Origin of the sequence: Enterobacter adelaidei (genome assembly GCF_041937165.1) — a bacterium.
GTDB classification, from domain to species: Bacteria; Pseudomonadota; Gammaproteobacteria; order Enterobacterales; family Enterobacteriaceae; genus Enterobacter; species Enterobacter adelaidei.
Window position 1 is genome coordinate 2,380,508 of sequence record NZ_CP154353.1, and the last position, 18,360, is coordinate 2,398,867.

The 18,360-nt window shown below is 51.8% G+C and carries 20 protein-coding genes; 8 read left to right on the plus strand and 12 right to left on the minus strand.

All coding sequences use genetic code 11. From position 1 onward, the window contains the following. Nucleotides 1-136 precede the first annotated feature (136 nt). Complete coding sequence (locus tag AAHF05_RS11580; RefSeq protein WP_049007304.1) at nt 137-1,066, plus strand: LysR family transcriptional regulator; 930 nt, start codon at nt 137-139, stop codon at nt 1,064-1,066. 37 nt (nt 1,067-1,103) lie between these two features. Here AAHF05_RS11580 and nhoA read toward each other — a convergent pair whose 3' ends face one another. After that, nucleotides 1,104-1,949 carry an N-hydroxyarylamine O-acetyltransferase gene (nhoA, locus tag AAHF05_RS11585; protein WP_128347639.1) on the minus strand — a complete coding sequence of 282 codons (846 nt, stop codon included), beginning with the start codon at nt 1,947-1,949 and terminating at the stop codon, nt 1,104-1,106. A 108-nt stretch (nt 1,950-2,057) separates the two neighbouring features. On the opposite strand from nhoA, the gene AAHF05_RS11590 reads away from it, so the two are divergent. Next, complete coding sequence (locus AAHF05_RS11590) at nt 2,058-2,630, plus strand: flavin reductase family protein (protein WP_108089824.1); 573 nt, start codon at nt 2,058-2,060, stop codon at nt 2,628-2,630. A 282-nt stretch (nt 2,631-2,912) separates the two neighbouring features. Here AAHF05_RS11590 and AAHF05_RS11595 read toward each other — a convergent pair whose 3' ends face one another. Next, nucleotides 2,913-3,128, minus strand: a complete 216-nt coding sequence (locus AAHF05_RS11595; RefSeq protein ID WP_160311051.1) for a hypothetical protein — start codon at nt 3,126-3,128, stop codon at nt 2,913-2,915. Between AAHF05_RS11595 and AAHF05_RS11600 the strand changes: the two genes are divergently transcribed. Next, nucleotides 3,119-3,544, plus strand: coding sequence for a DUF3828 domain-containing protein (locus AAHF05_RS11600; RefSeq protein WP_049007307.1), 426 nt, complete (start codon nt 3,119-3,121; stop codon nt 3,542-3,544). The genes AAHF05_RS11595 and AAHF05_RS11600 overlap by 10 nt on opposite strands. A gap of 79 nt (nt 3,545-3,623) precedes the next feature. On the opposite strand, the gene fusA is transcribed toward AAHF05_RS11600, so the two are convergent. Next, the gene (fusA, locus tag AAHF05_RS11605) at nt 3,624-5,726 is read right to left on the minus strand and encodes an elongation factor G (RefSeq protein ID WP_028018895.1); all 2,103 of its coding nucleotides are present in this window, start codon (nt 5,724-5,726) and stop codon (nt 3,624-3,626) included. A gap of 159 nt (nt 5,727-5,885) precedes the next feature. Between fusA and AAHF05_RS11610 the strand changes: the two genes are divergently transcribed. Beyond that, nucleotides 5,886-6,185, plus strand: a complete 300-nt coding sequence (locus tag AAHF05_RS11610) for a helix-turn-helix transcriptional regulator (RefSeq protein WP_028018894.1) — start codon at nt 5,886-5,888, stop codon at nt 6,183-6,185. Between the two features lie 54 nt (nt 6,186-6,239). On the opposite strand, the gene AAHF05_RS11615 is transcribed toward AAHF05_RS11610, so the two are convergent. Continuing rightward, nucleotides 6,240-6,695, minus strand: a complete 456-nt coding sequence (locus AAHF05_RS11615; RefSeq protein WP_028018893.1) for a GNAT family N-acetyltransferase — start codon at nt 6,693-6,695, stop codon at nt 6,240-6,242. Nucleotides 6,696-6,843: 148 nt separating this feature from the next. On the opposite strand from AAHF05_RS11615, the gene AAHF05_RS11620 reads away from it, so the two are divergent. Beyond that, the gene (locus AAHF05_RS11620; RefSeq protein WP_129325143.1) at nt 6,844-8,322 is read left to right on the plus strand and encodes a PLP-dependent aminotransferase family protein; all 1,479 of its coding nucleotides are present in this window, start codon (nt 6,844-6,846) and stop codon (nt 8,320-8,322) included. 95 nt (nt 8,323-8,417) lie between these two features. Here the strand turns inward: AAHF05_RS11620 and AAHF05_RS11625 are convergent, their stop codons facing one another. Next, on the minus strand, nt 8,418-8,654 hold the full coding sequence (locus AAHF05_RS11625; RefSeq protein ID WP_028018891.1) for a tautomerase family protein: 237 nt from the start codon (nt 8,652-8,654) through the stop codon (nt 8,418-8,420). A gap of 60 nt (nt 8,655-8,714) precedes the next feature. Between AAHF05_RS11625 and AAHF05_RS11630 the strand changes: the two genes are divergently transcribed. Continuing rightward, nucleotides 8,715-9,176, plus strand: coding sequence for a helix-turn-helix domain-containing protein (locus tag AAHF05_RS11630; protein ID WP_028018890.1), 462 nt, complete (start codon nt 8,715-8,717; stop codon nt 9,174-9,176). A 34-nt stretch (nt 9,177-9,210) separates the two neighbouring features. On the opposite strand, the gene AAHF05_RS11635 is transcribed toward AAHF05_RS11630, so the two are convergent. Further along, the gene (locus AAHF05_RS11635) at nt 9,211-10,536 is read right to left on the minus strand and encodes a 2-hydroxycarboxylate transporter family protein (RefSeq protein WP_028018889.1); all 1,326 of its coding nucleotides are present in this window, start codon (nt 10,534-10,536) and stop codon (nt 9,211-9,213) included. A gap of 409 nt (nt 10,537-10,945) precedes the next feature. On the opposite strand from AAHF05_RS11635, the gene AAHF05_RS11640 reads away from it, so the two are divergent. Next, nucleotides 10,946-11,893, plus strand: a complete 948-nt coding sequence (locus AAHF05_RS11640; protein WP_028018888.1) for an AEC family transporter — start codon at nt 10,946-10,948, stop codon at nt 11,891-11,893. A gap of 32 nt (nt 11,894-11,925) precedes the next feature. Then, the gene (locus AAHF05_RS11645; protein WP_129325144.1) at nt 11,926-13,611 is read left to right on the plus strand and encodes an NAD-dependent malic enzyme; all 1,686 of its coding nucleotides are present in this window, start codon (nt 11,926-11,928) and stop codon (nt 13,609-13,611) included. A gap of 47 nt (nt 13,612-13,658) precedes the next feature. On the opposite strand, the gene AAHF05_RS11650 is transcribed toward AAHF05_RS11645, so the two are convergent. From AAHF05_RS11650 to AAHF05_RS11675, 6 genes are all read right to left on the minus strand, one after another. After that, a complete protein-coding gene (locus AAHF05_RS11650) occupies nt 13,659-14,660 on the minus strand; it encodes a Kdo(2)-lipid IV(A) acyltransferase (RefSeq protein WP_129325145.1) in 1,002 nt (333 codons plus the stop codon). Nucleotides 14,661-14,843: 183 nt separating this feature from the next. Then, nucleotides 14,844-15,074: a tautomerase PptA gene (gene pptA / locus AAHF05_RS11655; protein WP_028018885.1), complete on the minus strand. Its 231-nt coding sequence runs from the start codon at nt 15,072-15,074 to the stop codon at nt 14,844-14,846. Between the two features lie 37 nt (nt 15,075-15,111). Continuing rightward, nucleotides 15,112-15,729 carry a glutathione S-transferase family protein gene (locus tag AAHF05_RS11660; RefSeq protein WP_129325146.1) on the minus strand — a complete coding sequence of 206 codons (618 nt, stop codon included), beginning with the start codon at nt 15,727-15,729 and terminating at the stop codon, nt 15,112-15,114. A 49-nt stretch (nt 15,730-15,778) separates the two neighbouring features. Continuing rightward, nucleotides 15,779-16,666 carry an ABC transporter substrate-binding protein gene (locus tag AAHF05_RS11665; RefSeq protein ID WP_129325147.1) on the minus strand — a complete coding sequence of 296 codons (888 nt, stop codon included), beginning with the start codon at nt 16,664-16,666 and terminating at the stop codon, nt 15,779-15,781. 9 nt (nt 16,667-16,675) lie between these two features. Then, on the minus strand, nt 16,676-17,449 hold the full coding sequence (locus tag AAHF05_RS11670) for an amino acid ABC transporter ATP-binding protein (protein ID WP_374936327.1): 774 nt from the start codon (nt 17,447-17,449) through the stop codon (nt 16,676-16,678). Beyond that, nucleotides 17,433-18,359: an amino acid ABC transporter permease gene (locus AAHF05_RS11675; protein ID WP_129325148.1), complete on the minus strand. Its 927-nt coding sequence runs from the start codon at nt 18,357-18,359 to the stop codon at nt 17,433-17,435. Before AAHF05_RS11675 ends, AAHF05_RS11670 begins: the two co-directional genes overlap by 17 nt. Between the last annotated feature and the right edge of the window lies 1 nt (nt 18,360).

An 18,360-nucleotide genomic window follows, 5' to 3' on the forward strand; every position in this document is an offset into this window, starting at 1 on the left:
TTTTTATCAGGAACGCAATAAGGTTTTCACACTCCAGTTGATAACTCTAATGTCAAAAAAAGAAGGATTAATACGCTTTGCACATTAATACCCCTGCGTTAGCATGGTTAAGGTAAAGCGAGAATGGGGTGCAGATATGCAGCATGAATTACAGGGAATACAAGCGTTTGTAAAAATTGCAGAAATTGGATGTTTTACAAAAGCATCGCAATTTCTTCACATCTCACAACCAGCTTTAACACGCAGAATTCAGAAACTGGAAGAGAGCCTGGGGACCACGCTGTTTGAACGTTCCACTCGCAGCGTCAAGCTGACGACGGTGGGCAGAGAGTTTTTACCTAAGGCAAAGAATTTAATAGATTTTTATGAAAGCTCAGTCATGAGTATTAAAGAGATGGCAACACATCAGGCAGGTGTTATTACCGTTTCCTGTATCCCTACTGCCGCGTTCTATTTTCTGCCTTCAGTGATACGAGATTATAACAATGCCTATCCAAACATCCGTATTCGCATACTTGAGCACAGTGCCAGCGATTGTCTCGAAGCCGTTTTAAATGGCGACGCAGATTTCGGTATAAATATGATAAACATCACACATCCAAATATCGATTTTGCGCCGTTGGTGAATGAACCCTTTGTTCTGGCATGTCGCCGCGACAATGAACTGGCAAAAAAGCCGCTGGTAACATGGGACGATCTGGCTGGAATGAAGCTGATTGGGGTTAGGCGTTCGAGCGGAAACCGTTCCCTTATCGATCAGGCGTTTGAGAAAATGGCGTGGAAGCCTAACTGGTTTTATGAAGTTCGACATCTTTCAACGTCACTGGGGATGGTGGAAGCGGGTCTCGGGGTCTCTGTCGTTCCCAGCCTGGCTATGCCGGCCGATGAGCATCATATTCTGGTCAGCCGGCCGCTGATTGAACCCGTCATACGGCGCACGTTAGGCCTTGTACAGCGCAGGGAAACGCCTCTCAGCCCGGCGGCGGAAAAATTCAGAGACATGCTTGTTCAACTGTGGTCTGGTGAAAAAAACAGCCCGTGGATCAGCAAGTTTACCCAGCTGTAAGCCTTATGTGGCAAAGGGGCGTTAGCCCCTTTTCACCTTATTTCCCTGCCTGTGGATGTGTTTCAAACCCTGCCATCACCGCTGTCAGTTCCGCCAGTGAAAAGCCGTGCTTAGGATCATCAATGCCCAACCCAAAACGCGTCTGCATCAGTTGATACAGCGCCGCAGCATCAGGAAGATGGATCTGCTCCTCCACATGGCCATTCTGCCAGTGGGTAAAGTTGAAGTTGGTCAGCGTCAGCTTGCCACCGTCCGGCAAGTGGCGGCACATCAGCAAATGATGACGGAAATGCGACTGCGGCCAGTGTGCTGACCAGAAGTTGCCCATGACATAATCACTGAAATATTGCGTCGTCAGATCAAAATGGTACATCGACTGCCAGTGCTCGTGGTGCCGGAACTGCAATACCCAGTCATTGCCCTCGCTCAGCAAACGATACGCCCCGTGCGGCGTTGTCTGTTCTTCGTTAGCGAGCAACCGAATCGGCGCCGTCAGCGTCTGTCCGCCAAAGCCTACGTCCGCAATCCAGCGCTCACCGTTAAGCTCAACCAGCAGCAGGCGGTGTGTTCGCGGCGGCATTTGTGGTGGATTCGCTAATACCACGCGCCCGAGCACACTGCGTACCGTAAAACCGACTTCGCGCAGCACCCGTTCGAATAAGCCATTTTGCTCAAAACAATACCCCCCACGTCGCGCTGTTAGCAGTTTGTCGACCAGACACCGATCGTCAAGATGGATTTCACGCGGCAGGACGACATCAATATTCTCGAAAGGGATCGCACAGTTGTGGTGTAAATGCAGCGCGCGCAGCGTGTCGATATTAACCCCGGTCGGTTGATTCCAGCCGATACGGGCGAAATAGGCAGTCAGAAATGGGGACATGCATCAGTTTCCTTTGATAGTGATGTTTTGTTTATAAACTAATTCTACGCGCCCACTTTGATTTACGTGCTTTTTCGTCATACTCATCGTTGTACATGAGGAGACCCTATGAGCTACTTTCGCCCCGTTGAATTACATCATGCCAGCCGTCTGCTGAACCACGGCCCTACTGTGCTTATCACCAGTCGGGATGAAAGCCTCGACAGACGCAACGTTATGGCCGCCGCATGGTCAATGCCCGTTGAGTTTGAACCGCCGCGTATCGCGATCGTCGTGGATAAAAGTACTTGGTCACGTGAGCTGATTGAACGCAGTGGGATGTTCGGCATCGTTATCCCCGGCGTGGCGGCGGCAAACTGGACCTGGGCAGTCGGTAGCGTTAGCGGGCGCGATGAAGACAAATTTAACTGCTACGGGATCCCGGTAGTGAACGGTCCGGAACTCGGTTTGCCCGTCATTGAAGAAAAATGTCTGGCATGGATGGAGTGTCGTTTACTCCCGGTGACCGCAGCGGCTGAAAAATATGACACGCTGTTTGGTGAAGTGGTTTCTGCCGCAGCCGATGAACGCGCGTTCTTCGCCGGACGCTGGCAGTTTGACGGAGATAAGCTGAATACGCTGCATCATCTTGGTGCGGGGACGTTTGTGGCTAGCGGGAAGATAGTGAAGGCGCTGGATTGATTTAATTAATTATATCCTACTGAATTATATTAAATTTTTATGGCATTTTAAGTTTACCATGACGTGGTAAAACGGAGGATATTTCCAGGGTTGTTGCATTAGCGATCTCTCAATAAGGAAATATCAATGTCATGGAATAAATATGGCGCAATCTCATATGCCCGATCACACGCCCAACCGAAGAGCACAGGTAATTGTGCTCACTACGTCACCGAAGCAATCAGATCCGGAGGAAGATTAAAAATCCCGAATACGCGTCTTGCAAAAGACATGGGGCTGACATTAGTCAACGCTGGCTTCCGCCTGGTATATGATCAACCTCATGCTGGTGACGTAGCCGTTATCCAAAACATTGTGGGTCACGATAGCGGACACGTGTGCATCTACGATGGTCAGCAGTGGATCAGCGATTTTGTACAACGCACCATGTACCCAGGACAGGCTTACCGAAACATACAACCCCATTACGAACTCTTCAGGCATGACTAATGAAAACACTTTGCTTTTTTCTTTTTGCCGTGTCTCCGTTCGCGGTCGCTGATAGCACCGATGCCCCAGGGCTGGCGGCGCTTAAATTCAATCAATGGTATATCGCTCAGTTGAATCAGGACAAAGCACCAGTCCTCAATCCAGACATAATGAATGATTACGTTGCATCAGAAACAATTGCGGCAATTAAAGAAATGTACTCTGGCGACAGTAACGAAAAAGACATGCCAGATGCTGATATGTTCATCAAAGCGCAGGACTGGAATGAGGACTGGGATCAGATAACCGTCTTACATTCTGATTTTGATGCCGTTTGCACAAACGTCTATATCGCGTTTGGTAAGAAACAAGATCACGTTGTAGCTGATTGTCTCGTCCAGGAAAAAGGGAAATGGAAAGTTCGTTCCGCCACGCTGATTAAGTAACAATGTGGTATGAAAGGAAATGTCCCCTGCCGCAGAGGCAAAAACACATGGTAGCCCAACGACTACCATGTGCAATGAATTAACTCTTTGCACGTCGTGAAATAATCTCATCCGCAACATTTCGCGGTGCTTCCGCAAAATGATGGAACTCCATCGTATACGTCGCACGCCCCTGTGACATCGAGCGCAGCGTGGTGGCATAACCAAACATCTCTGCCAGCGGCACGTCAGCGCGAATAATCTGGCTTCCGTACTGCTCTTCCATCCCCTGCACCATGCCACGGCGAGAAGAGAGATCGCCCATAATGTTGCCGGCGTACTCTTCCGGTGTTTCCACCTCAACATGCATGATCGGCTCAAGAATCACCGGATCCGCCCTGCGAGCGCCCTCTTTAAATCCGAGGATCGCCGCCATGCGGAACGCCATCTCCGAGGAGTCGACATCGTGATACGAACCAAACGTCAGCGTCGCTTTGACATCGACCACCGGATACCCCGCCAGCACGCCGCTGTTCATCGCTTCCCGAAGCCCTTTTTCAACGGACGGGATATACTCGCGCGGCACCACGCCGCCCTTGGTGGCATCTTCAAACGTAAATCCGCTGCCCGGTTCAGTCGGCTCAAGGCTCAGTACCACATGACCGTACTGTCCTTTACCGCCGGACTGACGGACAAACTTACCTTCGATATCCTTCACCGCTTTACGCAAGGTTTCCCGGTAGGTCACCTGTGGACGACCGATGTTCGCCTCGACGCCAAACTCACGCTTCATGCGGTCGACGATAATCTCAAGGTGTAATTCACCCATCCCGGAGATAATCGTCTGGCCGGACTCTTCGTCAGTATGCAGGCGGAAAGAGGGGTCTTCCGCCGCCAGACGCTGCAGCGCGATCCCCATTTTCTCCTGATCGCCTTTGGTTTTCGGCTCGATAGCAAGGGAGATAACCGGATCAGGAAACTCCATGCGTTCAAGCGTGATGACGGCATTCGGATCGGTGAGCGTGTCACCGGTTGTCACATCTTTCAACCCAACGCAGGCCGCGATATCACCGGCGCGCAGTTCATCCACCTCGTGGCGATCGTTGGCATGCATCAGCACAATACGCCCGATGCGCTCTTTCTTCCCTTTAACCGGGTTATACACCGCGTCGCCTTTGCGCAGCACGCCAGAGTAAACGCGGATAAAGGTCAGTTGCCCGACGTACGGATCGCTCATCAGTTTGAATGCCAGAGCGGAGAACGGCTCATCATCACTGGGATGACGCTCAGCGTGCTGGCCTTTTTCATCCACGCCATCAATGGCTGGCACATCCAGTGGTGACGGCATCAACTCAATGACCGCATCGAGCATGCGCTGCACACCTTTGTTTTTGAACGCGCTGCCGCACAGCATAGGCTGGATTTCACCCGAGATAGTGCGAATACGCAGACCTCTGATGATTTCCGCCTCGTCCAGATCGCCGGTTTCCAGATATTTATCCATGAGCTCATCGCTGGCTTCCGCCGCCGCAGAGACCATTTTTTCCCGCCATTCCTTCGCGGTACTCAGTAAATCATCCGGCACGGGCGCATAGGTGAACACCATGCCCTGGGTGGCATCGTCCCACAAAATGGTACGCATTTTGATAAGATCCACCACGCCGGTGAAGTGTTCCTCCGCGCCAACCGGAATAACAATCGGTACTGGGTTCGCTTTCAGACGTTCCTGCATCATGCGTACGACGCGGAAGAAATCGGCACCCGGACGGTCCATTTTGTTAACGAAGGCCAGCCGCGGCACGTGATATTTATTCGCCTGACGCCAGACGGTTTCGGACTGCGGCTGAACGCCGCCAACGGAGTCATACACCATCACGGCACCGTCGAGTACACGCATGGAACGTTCCACCTCAATGGTGAAATCCACGTGCCCCGGGGTGTCGATGATGTTGATCCGGTGCGGTTCAAACCCTCTGTCCATACCCGGCCAGAAGCAACTCACGGCCGCGGACGTAATGGTGATCCCGCGCTCTTGCTCCTGCGCCATCCAGTCAGTTGTTGCCGCGCCATCGTGTACTTCACCCAGTTTGTGGCTCATCCCGGTGTAAAACAGGATGCGCTCGGTGGTGGTCGTTTTACCGGCATCGATATGCGCGGAGATACCGATGTTGCGATAACGTTCGAGGGGGATGGGTCGGGGCATAATATTTCCTTAGTCAGTAAGACAGGTTGTGACGACCAGGATGGTCGTGTATTCGTTCGTTTGCTATAATAGTCCTATTGTACGAGTATTATCGAACTATTTTTTAACGATTGACCTATTGTTGATATAGCTCAATCTGACACCAGACGCAGGAAAACGATGATCCAAAACCACCCCGAAACTGAACAGATACTGCTGGAAAATGTGTTGTTTGCCCTCGGCAACCCGCTCAGGCTGTCGATTATCCGCAGGCTGGCCGATGGTTGCGAGCTAAGCTGTAATGCACTACGCCCGGAAGATGTGGTGAAGTCCACAATGACACATCACTGGCGCGTATTGCGTGACAGCGGAGTGATCTGGCAACGTCAGCAGGGACGAGAGAATATGATTTCTTTGCGTAGAGACGATCTCGATGCCCGTTTCCCGGGGCTGATGGACATACTGTTACAGGCTAAATAATAGGTTGAAAACGCCCCGTCAACATTTGAGGGGGCATCACGTCAGCGAAGGAATTTATCTTACGTGCATACGATATTCAATCATGCCGCTTTTTTTCGCGACCCAGTCATACAATCGTTGCCCGCGGTAGTTGGTTTCATGTGTATGCCAGTAAAGATGACGAGCATGATGTTTTCTGGCTTCTCGCTGAACATATTCTATTAATTGTTTACCAATGTGTTTGCCCCTGACAGCATCACAAACATATAAATCTTCAAGATAACAGTAATCGCTCTCCGCCCAGGTTGAACGGTGGAAAAGATAATGCGCAAAACCCACCACCTCTCCGTTATATCTTGCCACTAAGCAAAATAGTGGCTCAATAGGGCTGAAAAATCGTTGCCAGGTGCGCTGAGTGACTACCCCGGAGAGATCGACGTTATAAAATTCTTGATATTTACCCCACAGTGGTATCCAGCTCTCGTAATCACTTTCCTGAACAGCCTCAATGGTCACAATCGTATTATTCATAACAACCTCTTTGTTTATTCATTCACGGTTTCGGGATGAGTGTATGCGCTAAATGGCACGTTTAGCCCCGCCAATTTCCGCAAATGAAGCAGACCAATTTTGCCGTGTTGTTTTATAATGGAGGCCACACGAGGGAGAGTGGAAAAAGATGTTTAAGCACGCACAACTTGAAACGGTTAAGGCATGGATTATTGATCCTTCCAACGGATCGCTGCCCCTGCATGAAAGGATCCAGAGAGCGATACGGACACTGATACTGGAAGGGATCTTATCTCACGGTAAGGCCCTTCCCGCTTCACGCGCGCTGGCGAGTTCACTGTGTGTTTCCCGGGATACGATTGAAGCAGCTTATTCCAGCCTGCATGCAGAAGGTTTTATTGAGCGGCAAACAGGCAGAGGAAGCTTTGTCTCTTCCAGCGCACGGTTTTTAAAACCGCATTCCCGGCAGCAGCATCCTGCCGCTGATAGACGAAAGGCAAAACTCAGCGCTCGTGGAAAGATCATCTATGAAAGTGGCGGGATCCGCGAATTTTCCTCGCCCCGCCCACTGGCACCGGGTATCCCCGAGACGCGCATGTTTCCCATTCCAACCTGGGAGCGACTTCAGCGGCAGGTTCTTAAGGAATATCAACACCAGATATTAGAGCAAAGCCCTCCGCAGGGCATGGAACGCCTACGGCGGGCAATCGCGGAATATGTCAATCTTGAGCGCGGGACGCGTGCGAGGGCTGAACAGATCATCATTCTGACCAGTTCTCAGCAGGCGCTTGCTCTCTGTTCCCACGTGCTGATGGACGCAGAGGATGGCATTGCCATTGAAGATCCCTGCTATCAAGGAGCATACAAAGCGTTTAAATCTGCCGGACTGCGCTGTCTTCCGGTTCCTCTTGAAGATAAAGGCATCTCAATTGACGCGCTGAATGCTCTGACCAGCCCTGCCAGGGCTATCTACCTTACCCCTTCTCATCAATATCCTACCGGGGTGACGCTCTCTCTTGACCGACGCCTGGCTGTCATTGACTGGGCAAATCGTCACTCCGCCTGGATCATTGAGGACGACTACGACAGTGAGTTTCACTATGAAGGAAAGCCTATGGCCTGTCTTCAGGGGCTTGATGCTTACAACCGGACAATTTATATCGGGACTTTCACCAAGTCCCTGTTCCCCGGGCTACGTATTGCGTACATGATCGTTCCCCCAGAACTGGTAGAGTCGATGACCATGGCCAGGACATTAATGGACGGCCATACCGCCTCAATATCCCAACTGACGCTGGCGAAATTTTTGGAGGGAGGACATTTTGGTGCCTATATTTGCAAGATGCGGAGCGTTTATGTTACTCGCCGTAACAAACTGGCCAGTCTGTTGGATGAGTATCTTTCTGATTATGTTGAGTGCGTAATACCAACAGGTGGAATGCAGATGCCTTGTCACCTCAGGCACGGGATCTCCGAGAAGGAGATTGCCGCCGCCGCCCGTCGCGCAAATGTTGATATATTAGGGCTTACCAGTTTATATGCAGACAAACCCCTGACCAGCGGTTTTTTGATGGGTTTTGCCGCTTATACGGAGAGGGAAATAGAAGACGCAGTCAAAAAACTGGCCGCAATTTTCCGTCTTGTTTGAAGCTGTGGACTGTTCATTGGTCGATACTCGTTGCGGTCGAACCCGGCTGCAAACAAGGTTTCACCGGGAGATACTGTGTCCCTCCCGGCCTCTTATCAGGACGCCTGCGTCGACGCGAATTTCTTCGCAATCATTTCAGCGGTAGGCTGTAATCCCCCCAGGCTCCATTGCTCCGGGTCATGCTCATCAATACGGATCCAGACCGAGCGCCGGAACTCCGGATCCCCTTTCCCTTCGATTTCCACCATTAAGTCCGTCATACGGCGCAACAGCTCGCTCTTCTGCTCGGCATTCATGATCCCTTTAATCGTTTGTACATTTACAAAAGGCATTGTATTCTCCCTATAAGCAAGGTCTAAAAATCATACTTAGATTAAAAAGGAAAACATCCTGTGTCAAAAGATAAATTGTTGCCTTACCTCTCGCCAGAACTGTGCGGTCTGGCTGAAGGGGCAAAAATCGTGGGCGATCAATGGATTTTGTTGATTCTGAGAGAGGCGTTTTACGGTGTGACGCGTTTCGAAACCATGCGAATACATACCGGAATAACGAAACAGACGTTAGCGACACGTTTAAAGTTGATGACAGAACTGGGGTTGCTTTCCCGTATACCTTACCGGGAAGAGGGAGCACGGGAACGGTATGAGTACCAGCTTACCGACAAAAGCCGCACCCTTGCCCCGGTGCTTTTATCTTTGATGGAATGGGGACACAAACATGTTTTACACACCGCACCGCATTTAACCCTGGTGGATAAAGAAAGCGGCGATCCGGTGCATATTGGTTATGTGAATGCGCAGGGTCATGAGGTGAAACAAAACCATGTTCAGATTGTGCCGACAACAAAGGGGTAAGCCCGGGTATGTTACCCGGCTTACCCCTGCTACGTTACATAATCCAGCCCATCAGCAGCGTGGCGATGATCACCGTCGATGCACCGCCGATACGGGTGGCAATCTGTGCAAACGGCATGAGCGACATTCGGTTAGAGGCAGACAAAATAGCCACATCCCCTGTCCCGCCCAGACCACTGTGGCAGCAGGTGACAATGGCCGCTTCCACAGGATACATATTCAGACGCGAGGCAATAAAATAGCCGCTTAGCGCCATCGCAATCACCACCGAACCACATACCACCACGTAGCCCACCGAGAAGACTGACACCACGCTCTCAAGCGGCACGTATAACATTCCCAGACCAATCATCAGTGGCCAGACGAGCGCAGCCGAGACGAATTTATAGCAACTGTGCGCGCCCTGTTCCATTGAAGCCGGGATCACCTTGAAGTACTTACACAATACGGCTATCAGGATCATCAGCACCGGACCGGGAATGTGTACCAGTTTTTCAAACAACCCGCCGACGATGAAAAATGCGCACACCATCAGTAACCCGCCCCCCATCAGATGGAAATCTGTCTGCTGAGCACTGTCCGCGCCCGCAAAGAGGCTGCTGTCTTCTTTGCTACGGGTTAACATGCCATTACCCGACAATGCAGGACGTTTCATTCCCAGACGCGCCAGCGAGCCTGCACAAATAATGGCGAAGATATTCCCCACCACCGCGGCAGGCGCCAGTTGAGCAACATAGACGTCCGGCGTATGACCAAGGATTGCCGAATAGGCCAGGGACAACGGCAAAATCCCCTCACCAATCCCGCCACCAATGATCGGCACGATGATAAAAAAGAACGTGTGGTACGGGGTATAGCCAAACAGTGAACCCACGATGAGCCCGCTCAGTACTGCCATGAAAGTCCCGGCCACCAGCGGGATAAACATGCGCATCATCCCCTGGATAAGCAGTATCCGGTTCATTCCCAGAATGCTCCCTACCACCAGACAGGCGATGACGAAATAGAGCAGATTTGCCTCTTTCATCAACAGATGCACCGTATCCAGCGTGTGTTTTTCGAAGACACCAAAATAGACCAGTACGGAGGGGACCATCAGGCACAGGATTGCCGGGCCGCCGATGTCTTTCAGCAACGGGATTTGCCGCCCCACTTTCGCAAACGCAAAACCAAGGGTCATGATGACTGCGAGTCCGCCGATCATATTTTTCGGCAGCAAGCCTGCCCAGGCAGAGGTCGCCACAATGGCAGCGATCCCGACGAATAGCATCAACGGGACTGCGCCAACCTCGGTATTGTAAAGCCCAAAGGCGAAACGCGTGGACGACAACTCAGAAGTCGGTACAGGATTATCTTTCATATAATCACCTGATAATTGTGTTCGGATATGCAAAGAAAAGGAATAAACACGGAATTATTCCAATACGGATAAATGTTATTTAATATCAATTAAAGACTTACGTGGCCTTTTCTAAAAACAGGCTCAGTGTAAAAAATAACATGCGGGGCCTGAAAGAAGTGTGAACAATACAACCCTTTCCCGTTAAATAACTTTATTCATCATTTAGTAACTAAAGTTATTTTAGGCAGGCATTGCTGTTTTCTTGTGCCTAATCAATTTTTGCCACCCCTATTACTTATCCAACTAACGCAATCATTTTGAAATTAATAAAACCAGAGAGAGTGTGACCATTGTCACTCTTACCGTGCTATCTAACCGTTAGATTAGCGCTGCAACAAAACACATAAAATACCCTACAGGAAATACTATGCCTTCATTACTATTACAGTCGCTGTTTCCGCTCGTCTTTATAATGCTGCTTGGGTGGTTAAGCGGGAAACTCGGGTATTCCCGACGTGAAGATGCAAACGTTATGGCGACCGTGGTGATTCGTTTTGCACTTCCCTTTCATCTTTTTATTGGCGCATTGCATACCGACCCGAGCAAAATTAAGAACCTGACGTTTATGGCGGTCCTGGTTGTCGGTTTAATGGGTTCGTATTTATTGACATTATTTATTTCACGTTTTGTTTTTCGTCACGATATAAAAACCAGTGCCATTCAGTCTCTGGTTTGTGCCTTTCCGGATATGGCCTACTTTGGGGCACCCGTGCTTGCAGTGTTGATTGGGCCAGAAGGATTCATTGGCGTACTGATCGGCAATATCATCACCAGCGTTATCATGATCCCGTTGACTATCGTCCTGATTCGTATGGGAGATAAGAACAGTCATGATGGTCTGGAATCGCTGCATCCTGGCGCGATGGTGATACAAAACCTCATCAAAGCGGCACGTAATCCTATCGTCTGGATACCCGTTTCCGGTGTATTGCTCAGCCTGGCTGGCGTACAGATCCCGTCAATTCTCAGTATGCCCATTGAGATGGTTGGCAAAGTCTCCGGTGGACTGTCGCTGTTTGCTCTCGGCCTGTTATTTTACGGTGAACGTCCAAAATTGAATGTGCAGACATTTACCAATATCAGTATTAAAAACCTCATTCAACCCGCCATCATGGCCGTAGCCGGTATCGCATTTGGTCTTAGCCATACCTTACTCCAGCAGGTTGTTATTATTGGTGCGACGCCTTCCGCTATCGCCGCAGGTATGTTTGCCATACGCAGCGACACCTATATTGATACTGCCTCATCCTCCATATTAATTGGCACTGCCGTCGGCGTACTGACTGAAGGCATTATGATCTATTTAATCTCTTAATCTGTTTTATTTAAAAAATTCAGGAGTTAACCATGTCTCGCAAAGAAGTTCTGTACACTCCCTATAACGGGGCCGTATTGCTGGAAAACCCATTGTTAAATAAAGGTCTCGCGTTCATAAAAGAAGAACGTGATAATTTTAATCTGCATGGTTTATTGCCTCACAACGTTGAAACCATTGAAGAGCAGACGGAACGCGCGTGGGTACAATTCTGTCATTTTAAAAGCGATATTTCCCGTCATGTGTATCTGCGTAATATTCAGGATACCAATGAGACCCTGTTTTACAATCTCTTACGCTCGCACCTGAAAGAGACATTGCCAATTATCTATACTCCGACGGTAGGTGAAGCCTGCGAGCATTTCTCCACCATTTACCGTCGGGCACGCGGGTTGTTTATTTCATGGCCAAACCGCCATCGTATTGATGAGATGCTGCAAAGTTTCTCGCGCAACGATATTCGAGTGATTGTAGTGACTGACGGGGAACGTATTCTGGGGCTTGGCGATCAGGGTATCGGTGGAATGGGCATCCCGATTGGTAAGCTGTCGCTGTATACCGCCTGCGGGGGGATCCATCCGGCTTCCACCCTGCCCATTATGCTGGATGTCGGGACGAACAATCAGCAGCACCTGGACGACCCGATGTATATGGGCTGGCGCCATCCGCGCATCAGCGACGATCAATATGCTGAATTTATGGATATGTTTGTCAGCACCGTCAAAGCACGCTGGCCAAATGTTCTTCTGCAGTTTGAAGACTTCGCGCAGAAAAACGCCACTAAACTGCTCCAGCGATACCGCGACCAGCTGTGCTGCTTCAATGATGACATTCAGGGAACGGCAGCCGTCACCGCAGGTACGCTGATTGCGGCAGCCCATGCAGCGGGTACACGCATTCGCGATCAGCGTGTGGTCTTCCTGGGCAGCGGTTCCGCCGGATGCGGAATAGCAGAAAAAATTGTGGCCCTGATGGTTGATGACGGCCTGACAGAGTCCGAAGCCCGCAGCCGGATCTTTATGGTCGACCGCTTTGGCTTGCTGACCGACGATATGACCAACCTGCTCGACTTCCAGAAAAACCTTCTCACCGCGCGTGATGCGATTAGCCACTGGCAGGTAGAAGCCAATAATATCTCCCTGCTGGAAGTGGTAAAAAATGCACATCCGACGGTGATGATCGGCGTTTCAGGCCAGCCTGGACTCTTCAGTGAAGAAATTGTGAAAGAGATGCATCGGCACTGCCCGCGCCCTATTATCATGCCGCTCTCGAACCCGACATCACGGGCAGAGGCGCAGCCACAGGATCTTATCGCGTGGACCCAGGGTGCCGCACTGGTGGCCACCGGTAGCCCGTTTGCCCCGGTGTTCTGGCAAAACGAGCAGTACGACATCGCCCAGTGTAACAACGCCTATATTTTCCCGGGTCTGGGGCTAGGGATCCTGGCCAGCAACGCCCGCCGAGTGACGGAAGAGATGTTGATGGCGGCAAGCCGCAGCCTGGCCGCGCAGTCTCCACTGGTGACCACCGAGAAAGGGGGATTGTTGCCGCCGGTCGATCGCATTGAAACGGTGTCACGCCAGATTGCCCTCGCCGTTGCCCGTGCGGCGATTGATCAGGGCGTCGCCCCGTCGATAGACAACGAAATCTTGCTGGCGCGCATCGAGCAGACCTGGTGGCAAGCGGATTACGCACCTTATCGCAGGTCTGCCCTGTAGGGGATATTTATGCCCTCACCACAAGAGTGAGGGCATGGTTTTTTGCCTCAGTGTTGTATGCCAGACCGCTCAGAAATCTCTTCAGCGGATAAGATATTAACGGAGGACGTCACGTCTTTTGCGCGCGCATATCGGTCCGGCACCCCCTCCGGGCGGGTTTTGAAGCGCCGGTGCAGCCACATATACTGTTCTGGTGCCATGCGTACCGCTTGTTCGATCGCTCTGTTCATCTGCGTCGCAACAGATTCTTTATCTCCCCCCTGCAACGCCTCGCTGATATCCTCCAGAATAATCAGTTCATAACCGCTGCCATCCGCCCTGCGTCGCGGCACAAAGGGAATGACGGCGGGCTTAGCGCTTTTGACCAGCATATAGCTTCCAGCGGTCGTCGCGGCATCCGGAACCGCAAAGAACGGCACAAAGACGCTATTGGTTTTGCCATAGTCATGATCCGGGGCATACCACAAAATTTCATTCTGCTTCAGCGAGCGGATCATGCCTTTTAAATCATGACGATCGAGCATGGATTTATTGGAACGCAGACGCCCTCGCGTCTGTAGCCAGTCCAGCAGGGCATTATTATTAGGACGATATACGCCAATACCGGGGTTGAGCATGCCAAATATCCGCGCGCCCAGCTCAAGTGTGAGAAAATGCATTCCCACCAGCACCACGCCATTACCTTTCGCCCGCGCCGTTTCCATGTGCTCATAGCCCCTAACGGTAAAGCATTTCTTAACCCGCCACGCAGGCCAGAACCATGCCATTCCGGTTTCAATCACCCCCATTCCTACCGACTCAAAATTACGCTGCAGCAATGACTCTCGCTCCGCCTTTTTCATCTCCGGGAAACAAAGCTCAAGGTTGCGGCGGGCAATATCGACGCGGCGGGGAAGCAAGCGCATCGCCAGTCGACCAAGACCATGACCAATTCTGAACAGAAGCGGATAAGGGAGCAGCATGATAAGCCACAGCGCGGCAATGCCTGCCCAGCTTAGCCAGTAACGGGGATGAAGAAAGGCGAATGAAAAACGGGGTAATTTTGTCATCAGAAAATTATCCTTTAACGTATCTGTCCTTAATTGATTCTGGTGGAGATCTTTCCTAAGGATTAATAATAAGTCAGTCAGAAACGTTAAGTGTAGCGGATAAGACAAAACGCATTTTTATCGTTTTTTGCGAAAAACGGAAAGTTGAGCCGGGGAGAACTTATCCGCTCCCCGGCAAAAGATTTACATCGAATACCCTGGCTTCTTAATCAGCTCATCCAGCTTCGGACCTATCTCGGTATCCCAGACCTCGGCTTTCCAGTCTTCCGGCGCTACCTGGTTCAGCGCAACCGACACGGAACTGTCTTTGCTGTTGAAATGGCGAATGATGACGTCGGCAATATCCGCCGCCAGCGCAGTTTTTTGTTCGTCGTTCAAATCGCGGGGAAAACATTTGATATCTACATGTGGCATGTGCAGGTTTCCAGTTATGAGCCAGGGTTCCACGTTATCAGATAATATTGTTTGCCTTTAACACCTTGTGCAGTTTCGGAAGCTGAGTAACTGTATCCGCAATCGCTGTTATCTTCGGGGTATTCGCGGCAAACCATTCATGACGAGGCCCCCAGGTGCGCGTGACCACAATATACACATCAAGCAGCGTCAGGCGTTCACCCAGCGCATAAGGGCTCGCCTTGAGCTGACCGTCGAACCACTGATAGAGCGATTTACGGTACTCAATGCAATTTTTTTGCAGCTGCTCTGGCGCATCGGGCGCCCAGCGCTCGGGATAATCGGCATACGTGAAGGTGGGATAAACATTGGCGACAAACCAGATCAGTAAACGCTGAAACTGCTGGCGTTCGGCCTGTTCTGGAGGTGGAGCAAGCTCGGGACATTTATCGAGTACCATCAGAGCAATCGCCGCGGTTTCTGTCATGATGGTCCCATTTTCCAGCTCCAGCGTGGGCACCTGGCACAGCGGGTTCAGCTTGTACAACAGCTCACGCTGCGGACCGGGCTGGTCAAACCCGTCCACGTTGATAAATTGATAAGGGATATCAGCCAGGGTTAGCATCACTTCGCTGATTGCCGAGCCCCAGCCGGGTACGCCATAGAGTTTAATCATGTTGCCCCCTCAGGGATAAAAACCCTAAGTGTAGAGCACCTTTAGTAGGTTAGTAGGTTATCCCAGGGGGGTTGACCTCGGAGCGCTCCACTGCTTCGCCCTGCTCTCCCCAGCGCGCCAGCACCTTCTGGTAATCTCCTCGCTTAAGTGCCCCGTCCAGTGCGGCTTGCAGAGCATAAACCAGCTGATTCCCTTTTTTGGTCGTGGTGGCAACCCAGGCTTTTTTCGGCCCTAAACCGACCACGCGGGTTTTGCCGGTCAGTGCAGCTTTATACGCCGACACCGACTGCGGCCCAAAAAAGACATCTGCCCTGCCGGACTGAATATAGAGATTGCCCGAGGCATCGTCGGTCAGATAGACCGGTAGCGCAGGTTCACGCCCTGCCTTTTTGTTCTCTTCGTTCCAGCCCAGCAGAATACGTTCCTGATTCGTGCCAGAGCCAACGATCACCTTTTTCCCTGCCAGATCTTCCGCACTTTTGATTGACTGAATCTCGCTCGTGGATTTCACCGAAAAGGCCAGTGAATCGACGCGATAGGTCGCAAAATCAAATTTCTCTTTCCGCTGCTCGGTTACCGCTATATTCACCAGCGCCACATCATAGCGCCCGGAGGTGATCCCCAGCGGCCAGTCTTCCCAGGCCGTGGGGACCAGCTTCAGTTTTAGCCCCAGACTGCCCGCCAGCAGACGAGCAATATCCGGGTCGCTGCCAATCCGCGTTCGGTTATCGCTGGCAAGCAGCGCCAGCGGCGGAGAGTTCAGCGCCGAAATGGCCACCGTCAGTGTTCCCGGTTCAACGAACGTATAGTCCGCAGGTATCTTCGCCACCGCCTGGGGATCGACCGTTACCGGCAGAGGTCGCTCGTTTGCTGTTAAATCTAAGCTGGCGTGGCTGGCAGCCGAGAAGATCAGCCCCGCCAGAAGTCCATATTTCATCTGCGCTCCTTACAGCACTTTTGACAGAAACTGGCGCGTTCGCGGGTGCGATGGGCGGTTTAGAACCTCGTCACTGCTGCCCTGCTCCACAATTTTACCGTCGACCATAAACACCACCTGATCCGCCACGTCCCGGGCAAAACCAATCTCGTGGGTCACCACCACCAGCGTAGTGCCGGATCGGGCCAGTTTTTTGATCACGTCCAGTACTTCGCCCACCAGCTCCGGGTCGAGAGCCGAGGTGGGTTCATCAAACAGCATCACGCGAGGACGTAACGCCAGCGCACGAGCAATGGCAATGCGCTGCTGCTGACCGCCGGAGAGATGACGCGACCAGGCATCCGCTTTATCGCGTAAACCCACGACGTCAAGCAGGCTCCAGGCATGCTCTACCGCCTCTTTTTTGCTGAGTTTCTTATGCGCGACAGGTGCCTCAATTAAATTTTCCAGCACCGTGAGATGCGGAAAGAGATTGAAGTTCTGGAACACGTAGCCCACGTTGACACGCTGTTTGAGGATCTCTTTCTCCTTCAGCTCGTAGAGTTTGTCTCCCTGACGGCGATAGCCAATATAATCCCCGTCGATCTGGATAAAACCCTCGTCGACTCGCTCCAGATGGTTAATGGTGCGTAAAAGGGTCGATTTACCCGAGCCGGACGGCCCGAGGATCACCGTGACCGATCCCGGAGGGATTTCAAGCGTGACGTTGTCGAGCGCTTTGTGGCGGCCAAAAAACTTACTGACGCCGGTAATGGAAATGTGTCCTTCAGGAGAGGCTTGCATGGATGGGCTCCTGTGCTGGCGAGGTGGTAACAGACCGGGTACGGCTGGCCGCACGGTTCTGATTAACGGCAGAACGGCGTTCGCTGCGGGCAAGACCGCGCTCAACGACATGCTGTATAGCGGACAAAACGGTGGTAATCACCAGATACCAGGCAGCCCCCACCATCAGCAGAGGGATCACCTCCTGCGTACGGTTGTAGATCATCTGAATGGTATAAAACAGTTCCGGCATCGCCAGGACATAAACCATCGCCGTACCTTTGGCGAGACTGATGATTTCATTGAATCCCGACGGCAGAATGGTGCGCAGTGCCTGGGGCAAAATGATGCGCACCGTGGGTCGCCATGCAGGCAGACCAAGCGCAGCGGCAGCTTCATATTGCCCGTGGTCAACGCCGAGAAATCCGCCGCGAATAATCTCTGCGGTATAGGCGCTCTGAACGAGGGTTAACCCCACTACCGCAGTGGAAAACTGCCCCAGCACGTTGATGGTTTCAAAGTTGCCCCAGGTGATGCCGGTGAACGGCACGCCGAGCGAGAGTGTGTCGTAGAGATAGGAAAAGTTGTACAGGATGATCAGCACCACGATCAGCGGTAACGATCGAAACAGCCAGATGTAACCCCACGCCAGGCTGCTCAACAGCCAGGATGAAGAAAGCCTCGCCAGGGCCAGCATGCCGCCAATCACCACGCTCAGCGCGGTGCCGATCAGCGTCAGCAGAAGCGTTTGCCCTACACCTTCAAGGATCACCGGGTCAAAGAACCAGCGGGCGAACACTGCCCACTCCCAGCGCGGGTTAAAGGCTACGGACTGAATCACGACCGCCAGCACAAACAGCGCTACCGCGGCACCAACGGCCCGCAGCGGATAACGCGCCGGGACCACCTTAATGGTTTCAACGTTGCTCATC

Coding starts and splice junctions, on each gene's coding strand:
- AAHF05_RS11675 (WP_129325148.1), bottom strand. CDS start 18,359: ATGAGCAACGTTGAAACCATTAAGGTGGTCCCGGCGCGTTATCCGCTG.
- AAHF05_RS11670 (WP_374936327.1), bottom strand. CDS start 17,449: ATGCAAGCCTCTCCTGAAGGACACATTTCCATTACCGGCGTCAGTAAG.
- AAHF05_RS11625 (WP_028018891.1), bottom strand. CDS start 8,654: ATGCCTTTTGTAAATGTACAAACGATTAAAGGGATCATGAATGCCGAG.
- AAHF05_RS11590 (WP_108089824.1), top strand. CDS start 2,058: ATGAGCTACTTTCGCCCCGTTGAATTACATCATGCCAGCCGTCTGCTG.
- AAHF05_RS11660 (WP_129325146.1), bottom strand. CDS start 15,729: ATGATTAAACTCTATGGCGTACCCGGCTGGGGCTCGGCAATCAGCGAA.
- AAHF05_RS11650 (WP_129325145.1), bottom strand. CDS start 14,660: ATGACAAAATTACCCCGTTTTTCATTCGCCTTTCTTCATCCCCGTTAC.
- AAHF05_RS11610 (WP_028018894.1), top strand. CDS start 5,886: ATGATCCAAAACCACCCCGAAACTGAACAGATACTGCTGGAAAATGTG.
- AAHF05_RS11640 (WP_028018888.1), top strand. CDS start 10,946: ATGCCTTCATTACTATTACAGTCGCTGTTTCCGCTCGTCTTTATAATG.
- AAHF05_RS11615 (WP_028018893.1), bottom strand. CDS start 6,695: ATGAATAATACGATTGTGACCATTGAGGCTGTTCAGGAAAGTGATTAC.
- AAHF05_RS11665 (WP_129325147.1), bottom strand. CDS start 16,666: ATGAAATATGGACTTCTGGCGGGGCTGATCTTCTCGGCTGCCAGCCAC.
- nhoA (WP_128347639.1), bottom strand. CDS start 1,949: ATGTCCCCATTTCTGACTGCCTATTTCGCCCGTATCGGCTGGAATCAA.
- AAHF05_RS11645 (WP_129325144.1), top strand. CDS start 11,926: ATGTCTCGCAAAGAAGTTCTGTACACTCCCTATAACGGGGCCGTATTG.
- AAHF05_RS11600 (WP_049007307.1), top strand. CDS start 3,119: ATGAAAACACTTTGCTTTTTTCTTTTTGCCGTGTCTCCGTTCGCGGTC.
- AAHF05_RS11635 (WP_028018889.1), bottom strand. CDS start 10,536: ATGAAAGATAATCCTGTACCGACTTCTGAGTTGTCGTCCACGCGTTTC.
- fusA (WP_028018895.1), bottom strand. CDS start 5,726: ATGCCCCGACCCATCCCCCTCGAACGTTATCGCAACATCGGTATCTCC.
- AAHF05_RS11620 (WP_129325143.1), top strand. CDS start 6,844: ATGTTTAAGCACGCACAACTTGAAACGGTTAAGGCATGGATTATTGAT.
- pptA (WP_028018885.1), bottom strand. CDS start 15,074: ATGCCACATGTAGATATCAAATGTTTTCCCCGCGATTTGAACGACGAA.
- AAHF05_RS11580 (WP_049007304.1), top strand. CDS start 137: ATGCAGCATGAATTACAGGGAATACAAGCGTTTGTAAAAATTGCAGAA.